Source organism: Bradyrhizobium sp. NDS-1 (genome assembly GCF_032918005.1).
In the GTDB taxonomy this organism is placed as follows: Bacteria; Pseudomonadota; Alphaproteobacteria; order Rhizobiales; family Xanthobacteraceae; genus Bradyrhizobium; species Bradyrhizobium tunisiense.
Genome location: NZ_CP136628.1, coordinates 4,442,603 through 4,455,474, shown reverse-complemented (window position 1 = coordinate 4,455,474; position 12,872 = coordinate 4,442,603). Strand labels below are relative to the sequence as shown.

The 12,872-nt window shown below is 62.2% G+C and carries 6 protein-coding genes and 2 pseudogenes; 7 read left to right on the top strand and 1 reads right to left on the bottom strand.

What is annotated here, in order from left to right:
* The first annotated feature begins 61 nt into the window (after positions 1–61).
* From RX330_RS21055 to RX330_RS21035, 5 genes are all read left to right on the top strand, one after another.
* Positions 62–1,357, top strand: a complete 1,296-nt coding sequence (locus RX330_RS21055) for an N-acetylmuramoyl-L-alanine amidase (RefSeq protein ID WP_317239667.1) — start codon at positions 62–64, stop codon at positions 1,355–1,357.
* A 309-nt stretch (positions 1,358–1,666) separates the two neighbouring features.
* Complete coding sequence (locus RX330_RS21050; protein ID WP_212085687.1) at positions 1,667–4,165, top strand: penicillin-binding protein 1A; 2,499 nt, start codon at positions 1,667–1,669, stop codon at positions 4,163–4,165.
* Positions 4,166–4,352: 187 nt separating this feature from the next.
* A protein-coding gene (gene prfB, locus RX330_RS21045) for a peptide chain release factor 2 (RefSeq protein WP_212085679.1) occupies positions 4,353–5,484 on the top strand; the annotation gives its coding sequence in 2 pieces (ribosomal slippage) (positions 4,353–4,421 and positions 4,423–5,484; 1,131 coding nt in all).
* Between the two features lie 2 nt (positions 5,485–5,486).
* A complete protein-coding gene (locus tag RX330_RS21040) occupies positions 5,487–6,368 on the top strand; it encodes an NAD(P)-dependent oxidoreductase (RefSeq protein WP_317239666.1) in 882 nt (293 codons plus the stop codon).
* A gap of 170 nt (positions 6,369–6,538) precedes the next feature.
* Positions 6,539–6,820: a DUF3551 domain-containing protein gene (locus tag RX330_RS21035; protein ID WP_212085675.1), complete on the top strand. Its 282-nt coding sequence runs from the start codon at positions 6,539–6,541 to the stop codon at positions 6,818–6,820.
* A gap of 2,413 nt (positions 6,821–9,233) precedes the next feature.
* Here the strand turns inward: RX330_RS21035 and RX330_RS21030 are convergent.
* On the bottom strand, positions 9,234–9,629 hold the full coding sequence (locus tag RX330_RS21030) for a hypothetical protein (protein WP_317239664.1): 396 nt from the start codon (positions 9,627–9,629) through the stop codon (positions 9,234–9,236).
* Positions 9,630–9,805: 176 nt separating this feature from the next.
* Here RX330_RS21030 and RX330_RS21025 point away from each other — a divergent pair.
* Together RX330_RS21025 and RX330_RS21020 are read left to right on the top strand one after the other, a co-directional pair.
* Positions 9,806–10,273, top strand: a pseudogene (locus RX330_RS21025) (SUMF1/EgtB/PvdO family nonheme iron enzyme); the annotation flags it as partial.
* A gap of 108 nt (positions 10,274–10,381) precedes the next feature.
* A pseudogene (locus RX330_RS21020) lies at positions 10,382–12,840 on the top strand (arylsulfatase).
* Positions 12,841–12,872: the final 32 nt, after the last annotated feature.

The window sequence follows — 12,872 nt, the reverse complement described above, 5'->3', positions numbered from 1 at the left end:
AAGGATCGATTAACCCTGTGGTTCTATTGCGTTAAAAGGGCTGCTCGGAGGCACGGAATCGGTGGCGAGCCGCACAATTCAACGGGTTCTGCTGGGATGCGCACTGCTGTGCGCAGCGGCGTTGCCATATGCTGATTCTTCGCGCCTGAGCGCAGCGGAGAGCCAGCCGCAACCCGCTGTTGCGGTAGCGAATTTCCCGATTGCCTCGGCTGCCCGACTGGCCGGCGACGGCAAGCAGACCCGCTTCATTCTCGACGTGGACCGGGCCATCACCTTCCGCGCCGTCACGCTGGCCGACCCCTACCGGGTGGTCATTGACGTGCCGCAGGTCAATTTTCAGCTGCCGGCGGGCACCGGAGCCGGAGGGCGTGGACTGGTCAAGGCTTTCCGCTACGGGCTGGTCATGCCCGGCGGCTCGCGGATTGTGTTCGACCTGACGGGACCGGCCAGGATCGCCAATTCCTACGCGGTGGAGGCGGCCAACGGCCAGCCCGCCCGGCTCGTGCTGGAACTGGAGGAGGTCGACCGCGCCACCTTCGTGCAGTCGCTCGCGCCCGAAAATCGTCCCGAACTCCGGCCCACCATCGCCGAGGCGAAGCCTGCGACGGCTCCGGCGACGACGGCCCCGGAAACGGCGCCGCAGAAGGCCGATGGCCGTCCGGTGGTCGTGATCGATCCCGGCCATGGCGGCATCGACAACGGGACGCAGTCGAGCGGCGAGAGCGAAAAGAACCTGGTGCTGGCCTTTGGGCTGGCGCTGCGCGACAGGCTTGAGAAGGCCGGCAAATATCGGGTGGTCATGACGCGGGACGACGACACCTTCGTTCCCCTGAGCGACCGGACCAAGATCGCCCGCAATCTCAAGGCCGCCTTGTTCGTCTCGATTCATGCCGATGCGTTGCCTCGTGCCGAGGGCGATGCGCAGGGCGCGACCATCTATACGTTGTCCGACAAGGCGTCCGACGCCGAGGCCCAGCGGCTGGCGGATGCGGAAAACCGGGCAGATGCGATCGCCGGTTTCAATCTGACGGAGGAGCCGACCGACGTCGCCGACATCCTGATCGACCTCACGCAGCGAGAAACCCGCACCTTTTCAAATCGTTTCGCCCGCCTTTTGATGGGTGAAATGAAGACCACGGTGCGGATGCACAAGCATCCCCTGAAGTCGGCCGGCTTCCGGGTCCTGAAGGCGCCCGATGTGCCCTCGGTGCTGGTCGAGATCGGCTATGTCTCCAACAAGGCCGACCTCGAGCATCTGGTCTCGGAGGGCTGGCGGTCCAAGGCCGTCGGCTCGATGGCGCAGGCAATCGACGGGTTCTTGACCAAACGGATGGCCACCGCGGGATCGTCAAATTGACGACCCGGGGATCGTCGAATTGACGACCTCGGGATCGCCCAATTGGGCGCCCCCGAAAGTTGTCAAACTGAAAGGGTTTTCCGTTCCGCCGGAAAAGCCCTAGTTTGGCCACAGCGGGCGCTTTATAAAAATGCCGCAGGGGGTTCCGGAATCGGCGAGAATCCTGTTCGGCAAGCGTCGTAAGTCCGGCACTGATGTATTGTGTAAGCCGGTGAATTCGCGACGTGAGGTTGGCGCCTGTTTGGGTGCCAAGGGGCCGATACTGGGCTGATACTGGGCTGATCCAGAGTTTGAACGGATAAACAGATAATGCGCTTGCTGGTGCGGTTCATGGGCTTCCTGTTCGCCGCGGGAACGGTGGTGTTCCTTGTCGGTGTCGGGGCCGCGGCAGGCCTGATCTGGCATTTCTCCAAGGACTTGCCCGACTACTCTCAGCTTCAGGATTACGAGCCGCCGGTGATGACGCGCGTGCATGCGGTCGACGGCTCGCTGGTCGGCGAATACGCCAAGGAGCGGCGGCTCTATCTGCCGATCCAGGCCGTGCCCAAGCTCGTGATCAACGCGTTTCTCGCGGCCGAGGACAAGAATTTCTACGAGCATGGCGGCATCGACTACACCGGCATGGCCCGCGCGGGTCTCGTCTATATCCAGAACTATGGCTCGAATCGGCGCCCGCAGGGCGCCTCTACCATCACCCAGCAGGTCGCCAAGAACTTCCTTCTGACCAACGAGGTCTCCTTCGCCCGCAAGATCAAGGAAGCCTTGCTGGCGATGCGGATCGAGAAGACCTACTCGAAGGACAAGATTCTCGAGCTGTATCTGAACGAAATCTATCTCGGCCTCGGCGCCTACGGCATCGCGGCCGCCTCGCTGGTCTATTTCGACAAGTCAGTGAACGAGCTCACCGTGGCGGAGGCGTCCTATCTGGCCGCGCTGCCGAAGATGCCCGCGACGCTGCATCCGGTCCGCAACCGCGACCGCGCCATCGAGCGCCGCAATTACGTCATCGATCGTCTCGTGGAGAACGGCTGGGTCAAGCAGGCCGACGCCGATAAGGCGCGCAAGGAGCCGCTCGCCGTCACCAGCCGCTCCAACGGCGCCCACACCTTCGCCGGCGAGTATTTCGCCGAGGAAGTCCGCCGCGATATCTTCGAACGCTATGGTGAGAAGAAGCTGTACGAGGGCGGTCTGTCCGTCCGAACCACCCTCGATCCGAAGATCCAGGTCATGGCGCGCAAGGCCATGGTCACCGGCCTCGTGAACTATGACGAGCAGCAGGGCTATCGCGGCGCCATGAGCAAGCTCGATGTTTCGGGCGATTGGGGCGTGAAGCTCGCCGAGATCAAATCGCTCTCCGACATCTCGCCCTGGCGCATGGCGGTCGTGCTGGAGACCAGTGACCAGTCGGCCCGCATCGGCTTCCAGCCGAGCCGCGAGCTTGGCGGCGCCGTGAGCAAGCAGCGCGAGACCGGCATCGTCACTGTTGACGGCGTGCGCTGGGCGCGGGCCGTGCAGGGCGGAACCAAAGGCAAGACGCCGACGGCGGTGTCGCAGGTGCTGCAGCCCGGTGACGTGATCTATGCCGATCCGCTCTACAAGGACGGCCAGCCGGTCGAGGGCCAGTACCGGCTGCGCCAGATCCCCGAAGTGTCCGGCGCCATGGTGGCGATGGATCCCTGGACCGGGCGCGTGCTCGCCATGGTCGGCGGCTTCTCGTTCGACCAGAGCCAGTTCAATCGCGCCACGCAAGCCTACCGGCAGCCCGGTTCGTCGTTCAAGCCGATCGTCTATTCGGCTGCGCTCGACAACGGCTATACCCCTTCGACGGTCGTGCTCGATGCTCCCATCGAAATCGACCAGGGGCAGGGCGCAGGCGTATGGCGGCCTGAAAACTTCTCGTCGGGCAAGTTCCAGGGGCCGGTGACACTGCGCAACGCGCTGCGGCAGTCGCTGAACACCGTGACGGTGCGCCTCGCGCAGGACATCGGCATGCCGCTGATCGGCGAATATGCCCGCCGTTTCGGTGTGTATGACGAACTGCCGAACTATCTCTCCTACGCGCTGGGCGCCGGCGAGACGACGGCGATGCGCATGGTCACGGCGTACTCGATGCTCGCCAATGGCGGCCGCCGGGTGAAGCCGACGCTGATCGACCGTATTCAGGACCGCTACGGCCACACCATCTTCAAGCACGACCAGCGCGAATGCCGCGGCTGCGACGCGCCGGGCGGCTGGAAGAACCAGCCCGAGCCGCAGCTGATCGACCGCCGCGAACAGGTGCTCGACTCCATGACCGCATATCAGATCACCGAGCTGATGGAAGGCGTGGTGCAGTCCGGCACGGCCACGGTTATCAAGGCGGTCGGCAAACCCGTCGCCGGCAAGACCGGGACCACCAACGAGGCCAAGGACGCCTGGTTCGTCGGCTTCTCGCCCGACATCGCCGTCGCCATCTATATGGGCTACGATAAGCCGCGTCCGCTCGGCAAAGGTAACGCCGCAACCGGCGGCCATCTGGCAGCCCCTATCGCGCGCGACTTCCTCCAGCTCGCGCTTGCCGACAAGCCCGCCGTGCCGTTCAAGGTGCCGGCCGGCATCAAGCTCGTGCGCGTCGCCGCAAAGACCGGCATGCGTGCAGGCCCGGGCGAAACCGGCGGAACCATCCTCGAGGCCTTCAAGCCGGGCACGGCGCCGCCCGACAATTACTCCGTCATCGGCGTTGCCGACGCCGACGGACGCATGCCGGCCTCGCAGCAGCAACCGGATTCCGGCTTCTTCATGCGGCCCGGCACCGGTGGCCTCTACTGAGGCCGGACAACACGGACGATTGCGGTTCCGGGCGGTTGCGCTTTGCGGCCGCCGCCGCTACATCCCCATCTGCGCGATCAGTCATCGCGCTGTATTTCTTGTTTGCGCATGATCTTTTCGGGAAGCCGCTGCACACTTTCCCGGACCATGCGCTTGCACGCGGGATTCCGCGAGATCAGAGAACGACATGCGCGCCGAAATCGAACGGTTGGTAGAAGAGATCAAGCAGTCAGTCGGGCTGCTGAGGAGGCATCTTTGACGTCGAGAAATCGACGGCGCGCCTCGCTGAACTGAACAAGCTCGCAGAAGATCCCAACCTCTGGAACGATCCCCAGAAGGCCCAGAAGCTGATGCAGGAGCGCACCTCGCTCGAGGACTCGCTTGGCGGCATCGGCAAGGTCGAGCAGGAGCTCGAAGACGATATCGGCATGATCGAGCTCGGCGAGGCCGAGGGCGATGCCGGCGTCGTCGCTGAAGCCGAAGCCGCGCTGAAGAACCTGAAGAAGGAGGTCGCGCGGCGCGAGCTCGAGGCGCTGCTGTCGGGCGAGGCCGATCGTTTCGATTCCTATCTCGAAGTCCATGCCGGTGCCGGCGGCACGGAGAGCCAGGACTGGGCGCAGATGCTGCTGCGCATGTACACGCGCTGGGCTGAAACCCATGGCTTCAAGGTCGAGTTCCTGGAAGAGTCCGAGGGCGAAGAGGCGGGCATCAAGTCCGCGACGATCCAGGTCTCCGGCCACAACGCCTATGGCTGGCTGAAGACCGAAGCTGGCGTGCACCGCCTGGTGCGCATCTCGCCGTTCGATTCCAATGCGCGTCGGCACACCTCGTTCTCGAGCGTGCAGGTGTTTCCCGTCATCGACGACAGCATCAAGATCGACATCAAGGAATCCGACGTCCGCGTCGACACCATGCGTTCGGGCGGTGCCGGCGGCCAGCACGTCAACAAGACCGAATCCGCGGTGCGCCTGACCCATATTCCGACCGGCGTCGCGGTGGTCTGCCAGGCCGGCCGCTCCCAGCACAAGAACCGGGCGCAGGCCTGGGACATGCTGCGCGCGCGCCTCTACGAGATCGAGCTGAAGAAGCGCGAGGAGAAGGCCGCCGCCGACCAGGCCGCCAAGACCGATATCGGCTGGGGCCACCAGATCCGCTCCTATGTGCTCCAGCCCTACCAGATGGTGAAAGACCTGCGCACGGGCGTGCAGACCTCCGACACGTCGGGCGTTCTCAATGGTGAGCTCGACGACTTCATGGCCGCGACGTTGGCACAACGGGCCTTCGGGACCACGGGCGCGGATATCGAGGACGTGGACTGATCATGCCCCGGGTCGCCTTCATCGGGCTTGGGCGGATGGGCCACGGTATGGCCGGCCGCTATCTCGACGCCGGCTTCACCGTGACGCTGTGGAATCGCAGCAAGGCCAAGGCTGCTGACCTGATCGCGCGCGGCGCGCACTGGGCGACCTCGCCTGAGGACGCTGCGATCGACGCCGACGCCGTCGTGACCATGGTGGCCGATGACGAAGCCTCCCGCGCGGTCTGGCTCGGGCCGAACGGCGCAGCCAAGACCGCGAAATCAGGCACCATCGCGGTAGAATGCTCGACTGTCTCTTATGACCACGCCCGCGAGATGGGCCGCGAGCTGAACGCGCGCGGGCTGATCTACATCGACTGCCCGGTGACTGGCTTGCCCGACGCGGCCGCCAGCGGAAAGCTGACGCTGCTGGTCGGCGCCGATCCGGCCGATCTCGAACGCGCGCGGCCTTATCTCGAACCGATCGGCTCGACCATCCGCCATTTCGGCGCGGTCGGCTCCGGCACGGTCTACAAGCTCATCAACAACCTGATGGGCGCGATCCAGATCGCTGGGCTTGCCGAGGGCCTTGCGATCGCCGAGCAGGCCGGGCTCGACATGAACCTGGTGCTGGAATCGATCCAGGCGGGCGTTGCCGCAAGCCCGCAGGTCGCGCGCCATTCCAAGCGCATGGTTGCCCGCGACTTCAGCGGCGCGACCTTCACATCGGCGCTGCGGCACAAAGATGCCGCCTATGCGGTGAGGCTCGCGGAGAGCCTGCTGGCGGACAAGCCGCTGGTCGCGCGCGCCGCGGTGGAGTCTTACGCGCAGGCGAAGGCTGCGATGCCGGACGATGATGAAGGCAGGATGATCGAGCTGGTGTCGCGGCCGAAGAAGCCGTCCTAGGGCGGGTGCTCATAAGAGCGAAGTCGGCTCTGGCGGCATCGTATCCCGGAGTTCATCAGCCCAAAGCGACGGGCTGCACTGCAATATATCCTCGGTGACGGCTGCGGCCCCAGGATTTACTTTTGAGGCTCCACTCGCTTCCAGCATGTTCTATAATCCGTCCGCTTGACATGATGGAGGGTCGAATGCGCCTCGCTTTGCTCATTGGGTTTCTGCTGATGGGACTTTCTTCAGCAGCACAGGCCGGCCGCGACTATCCCTGGTGTGTCTTCGGTGGCCATGCTGGCCCTCCCGGCGAGTGCATGTACGAGACGAGAGAGCAGTGCCTGGCGTCGGCATCCGGGCGGTGGACCAGCTATTGTGATCTCAATCCGCTCGTGAGATTCCAGCAGCAGGCGCCGCGCCCGCCAGCGTGTGATTCCCGTGGACGCCGATGCCCCCCGAAATCGTGAGGCGTTCAGCGTAAGGCTTCGCTCGGTCATTGGACGTAGAGTGATGGCGCGCCGATGATCTGACTGGAACGCGTTTCTCTACGTCCCTCGGACGGAGGCATGTCGCCTGTCGGCCCTTAGCAGACCTCTCAAGTATTGCGCGTGGAGGACTGCTTGTGACCCGAAGCGGTCCTGAAGAAATAACTTTCGTTTCGAGCCTTCCGTCTCTTCTGGCGGGCCAAGGGGGGAGCGGTGGCAAAAAGTCAACGTTCTATCAGCAGGTAGCTCGCAGCAATCGTTTGCCGCAGGCGTGGCGGTTACTCGCGTCTAATGAGCGTGGATGAAAGCGGCGCTGTCCAGGCACTCTCTGATGCTCGTGCCATTTTCGATCAGCTCATAACCGAGTACGGCGGACGAATAGCCAACACGGCCGGAAACAGCGTCTTGGCAGAGTTCGCGAGCGCCTTGGAGGCCGGTGAGTGCTGCATCGAAATGCAGCGAAATCGAAGACCGTGCGGCCGATCTCCGTGACGATATCGCTCTCAGATTTCGCATAGGGATTCATCTAGGCGATGTTGTCGTGCAGGGCTCCGACTTGGCTACGCCTTTCGGCCGCAGTGGCCTGCAAAGCCAGACGGTCACAGGCTGCGTGACCTGTTGCACATAAAATCCTGCGCCTTCGATTTATCTTGATGTGACGGTGGTTAGCGATCCACCGCGAAAGGGACACATCCCATGAAGGAGGCACTTATGAATCCAAAGGTCAAACTACTTGCTGGTTCGGTCCTGGCGGCAATGCTCCTGACGGTCTCGATTCCGGCGGACGCTGGAGTTCGTGATCACCGGTCGAACGCGGGCACTTACAGCACAAATGCATCACCGCCGCCGTCCGTCAACCGCCCTGGCCAGGCCACGACAGACAACGCAACGAACAATGGTGGCGTGACTGTTACATCCAGGCCGCGCCCGAAGAAGGAAGTAAAGGTGTGCATCATGGGTACAGGCTCATATGGGTGCACTTCAAACAAGGTCGCGGTGACAGCCGCGAAGGTTGTAAGGGGAGACCCCATCAGGTGAACGGTGAAGAGTTGAAAAGCAGGACAATTCCGCTCTGCCCCGAGTGGACTTGACGAGCCCTGGGCTCACACCGTCTTCCAGCTTACGCGCTTCGTATCCCGGCGGTTCTAATGGGCAGGCACACCGTACTTCACAGCAGTGTACACATCCCAAGAAGGAGGCACTTATGAGTGCAAAGGTCAAACTACTTGCTGGTTCGGTCCTGGCGGCAACGCTCCTGACGGTCTCGATCCCGGCGGACGCTGGAGTTCGTGATCACCGGTCGAACGCGGGCGGCACCTACAGCACAAATACGTCACCGCCGCCGTCCGTCAACCGCCCTGGCCAGGCTACGACAGACAAGGCAACGAACAATGGCGGCGTGACTGTTACATCCCGGCCGCGCCCAAAGAATGAGAAGGTCTGTCTCATCGTTGTTCCAGGTTCGTTGGGGTGCACCTCAAACCAGCGCGCAGTGGAAGCCGCGAAGTGGGCGAAAGGACAAGAGTAAGCCAACTCCTCCTCCCATTTGCTAAAAAGCAAAGGGGAGAAAAGCGGGAGAAATTCCGCTTTGCGACCGTTCACCCGCAGCCTTCATCGGACGGTTACAGTAAGTCGCAGCGCAAATCGGCTTGGCGCCCAGGGCGACCAATCTTGATCAATGGCGATGCAATAGACCTAAGCCGCAAGATCGAACGATGCGATTAAGGCACGCACATCATTGGCCAACTCGCGATAATGCTGGCATGCTCGCTGGTATAGTTCGCGATTGCTTCCTTTCGATCGACTAGCGATCAGCTCGCACTCCGCAGCGAGGTTCTCGAAACGCTCCAATTTGGCTTGGAAACCACTCATTGCTTGCCCCACTCTTTACTCAAGGGACAGCGACGATATTCGTCCAATTGCGTCAGCTCAAATACATTCAATGCTGCAAGTGCGAAGTCTCGTCACGCCCGTTGCCTATCGATGGTTGCAGATAAGCGATGGGCGTCGCGCAAGTCTATCGCGTGATGATCCGAACGTAGGTCTTTTGCCTCAGCTCAGCGGGCTCGGCCGCCGATGTGAGAACCCATGCCCTCAAGCAATAGGATCGACGCGCGCGACTGGTCGCTGCTCGCTGCTCTCGATCCTCTGGGGCGGCTCATTCTTCTTCAATGGTGCCGCGTAGCGGGAATTGCCGCCGCTGACGTTGGTGTTTCTGCGCTTCGCGCCAGGCGCGGCCACGGCGAGCTGCCCGCCGGATTCTGCTCGTGCGCGCGGCCGCAGGAGGAGCGTCGCCCATCACTGACAAGTTGTGGTGGCCACGGAGTCATTGCCCAAAGAGAAAGGGCCAGCGTTTAACTGACCCCTTCTGCAGCACTGTAACGGTTAAAGAGCGTTACTTCTTGCACTTCTTGGCCGACTCTTTGTCCGCATACGGACCACAGTTATAGGCGTTGGTCAGTTCGTCCATCGTCTGCGGCCAGCTATCCATAGAGCCCGCCCGGGCACCACCCTGGGTCGTTCCCACGTTTTTCACGTGCTGGGAATGACGTGGCTCTGCTTGTGCGTCGACCGCGAAAGCTGCGGAGAGAAAACCGACTGTAAGAAGCCCGGCGAACAGCGTTTTGGTAATCATGGTTTTGTCCTTTTGGAGTTTGAGTTTCAGACATCCGTTGGTGGCTACGCAAAGCGGAGGGGTTCGGATCAGCGCGGTATCAAGTGTGCGCTGGATCACGCCGGCATCGCGGCGACTAAAACTGCAGCGCGGTTGCAACGCATCTCCAGCGCGCATTTCGTGTCGAACTGCGAACGCATTTCACGGGATCGATCTTGGCAAACATCCAAAGGAACGCTGGGTTCGCGGACTTCGGCTTCTGGCCCGTTGAGGACCTACGAACCCCATTCGTTCGTGGGCCGCTTTTGACCCAAAGCTGACGTGGGCAGGAACGCGCTAAAGTCGACTTCTGACCCGAAGCGGAAACCGGGGCGACCGACGGCATATTCCGCATGGGTTCTGATCAGCATTACCTCGAGGAAGCGCCCGCGCGGGCCGTCGATGTCCGCGACTGGAGCAGATGGTGGCAATTCATGAAGGGTGCCGACTGGCGGCACCCTTATGGCCCAAAGAGTAGTATCAATGTGCACGACAGTCATCCTGTCGTACATGTCGCCTATTCGGATGCGCTCGCGACGAAGGCATGCTGCATCCCGGAAGACCCGCGCGGCGGACCGGAAGTCAAAAGCCTTGATCCAGATCAACCCAATATGCGGATTCCGGGCAAACCCTTGAAGGGCGGCTCGCATCTCTGCGCGCCGAACTATTGCCGCCGTTATCGGCCGGCCGCGCGCCATGCGGAAGCGATCGATACATCCACAAGTCACGTCGGATTCCGCTGCGTCAGACGCAGAAGCAAGATCCCGGAGGCCGCCAACTAGCCGACAAAGGGGAACTTCGTCATGCGCACCCGTCGCGATGTCCTGCAAACCAACGGCCTCGTTGTACTCCTTCTCACCGTGCTTTCGGGACCCACGAATGCTCAAGTGATGACGACGGGGGAGCCGGGCACGCCCGGTGCCACCACCACCATCGACGGAAAACAAATTCCGCCACCGCCCCCCGCGTTCGGCGGGGAAATCAGGGCGAGAGCTTCGGAATCAAAACCCTGGTGGGCGCCGCGCGTGGTGCCGCCGAAAGGCGCGCCCAACGTGCTGCTCATCATGACCGATGATGCCGGCTTCGGTGCGCCCGGCACGTTTGGTGGAGTGATCCCCACTCCTGCGCTCGACCGCATCGCAGCACAGGGTCTGCGTTACACCAATTTCCATTCCACCGCGCTTTGCTCGCCCACACGCGCAGCCATCATTACCGGTCGCAACCATCATTCGGTCGGCACCGGGGTGGTCGGCGAAATCGCAACGGGTTATCCGGGCTACGATTCGATCATCCCAATCGACAAGGGCACCATCGGCACCATCCTGAAGGCGAACGGCTACGGTACCTCCTGGTTCGGCAAGAATCACAACACGCCGTCCTACCAGTCGAGCCAGGCCGGACCGTTCGAGCAGTGGCCCAACGGAATGGGCTTCGAATATTTTTACGGCTTCGTCGGCGGCGATGCCAGCCAGTGGCAACCTAACCTGTACCGCAATACGACCGCGATCTATCCCTTCCAGGGTAATCCTGACTGGAATCTCACAACAGCAATGGCCGACGAGGCCATCCAGCATTTGAAGACGCTCAAGGAGGTCGCGCCGGAAAAACCGTTCTTTGTCTATTACGTGCCAGGCGGCACCCACGCGCCGCATCATCCGACGCCGGAGTGGATCAAGAAGATCGGCGACATGCACCTGTTCGACGAGGGCTGGAACAGGTTGCGCGAAACCATCTTCGCCAACCAGAAGCGGCTCGGCATCATGCCCGATTACGCCAAGCTGACGCCCTGGCCGAAGGAACTTCCGGAATGGGATTCCATCGGCGAGCTGGAAAAGAAGCTCTTCATCAAGCAGGCGGATGTCTATGGCGCCTACCTCGCCTACACCGACAACGAGATCGGCCGCGTCATCCAGGCGGTCGAGGACATGGGCCAGCTCGACAACACGCTGATCATCTACATCAGCGGCGACAATGGCGCGAGCGCGGAAGGTATGCTCAACGGCACGCCGAATGAGTTCACGACGTTCAATGGCGTCCCGGTGCCGGTGAAGGCCCAGTTCCTCTGGTATCCGTTCTGGGGCTCGGACAAGACGTTCCCGCACTTTGCGGCGCCCTGGGCATGGGCGATGAGCACACCGTTCAAATGGGTAAAGCAGGTGCCGTCGCATTTCGGCGGAACCAAGCAGGGCATGGCAATCTCCTGGCCCGGCCATATCAACGGTAAGGGCGGCATCCGCCACCAGTTCCACCATGTCATCGACATCGTGCCCACCATTCTCGAAGCGGCCGGCATTCCGCAACCCGAGCTCGTCAACGGCATCAAGCAAAGCCCGATCGAAGGGGTGAGCATGCTGTACACGCTGGACAAGGCCAACACCGACGCCCCGAGCCGGCGCACCACGCAATATTTCGAGATGCTGGGTAATCGCGCCATCTATCACGAGGGTTGGGTGGCGGCGACGACGCCGGTCACCCAGCCGTGGGTGCTGAGCACCACGCCGCCCCCGGATGTCAGCGCCTACAAATGGGAGCTCTACAACGTCAAGGAGGATCCGATTCAGTTCAATGACCTGGCCACGCAGATGCCGGACAAGGTCAGGGAATTGCAGGCGGTGTTCGATGCGGAGGCGAAGAAGTACAACGTGCTGCCGCTCGACAACACGACACTGCTACGCTGGAACACGCCGCGCCCGAGCCTCACGGCGGGACGAAGCGTCTTCACCTATTCGGGCGAGCTGTCGGGCGTGCCGGCCAGCGCGGCGCCGAGTATTCTCAACAAGTCCTATACGATCACCGCCGAGGTCACGATTCCGCAAGGCGGCGCGGAAGGCATGATCGTCACCGAAGGCGGTCGCTTCGGCGGTTATGGGTTGTTCCTGAGCAAGGGTGTGGCGGGCATTCGATCGGGCAAGCCAGTGTTCCTCTACAACCTGCTCAACCTCAAGCGCACGAGCTGGGAGGGACCAGAGTTAAGCGCGGGCAAGCACACCATCGTTTCGACTTCAAGTCGGATGGTCCGGGCCTGGGCAAGGGAGGGACCGGCGTTCTCTCCGTCGACGGCAAGGAAGTGGCCCGGAAATCCATGGAGCACTCCATGCCGGTCACCTTCCCTGAGGATGAAAGCTTCGACGTCGGTATCGATACCCGCAGCGGTGTCGCCATGCTGCAGTATCGCTACGACCCGCCGTTCAAGTTCACAGGCAGGATCAACAGGCTGACGTTCAAGCTCGAACCCGAGATCAAGGCCGTCGCGCAGTCCAAGGCCGAATTGGGACCGATGCAACCACCGGAGCCGGATCCGATCGAACAACCCGCGGACAAACAGCGCGCATCGAAGGCGCGGAAATGAGTGGGTCGATAATTCCCGGCCCGAAGCCGCTC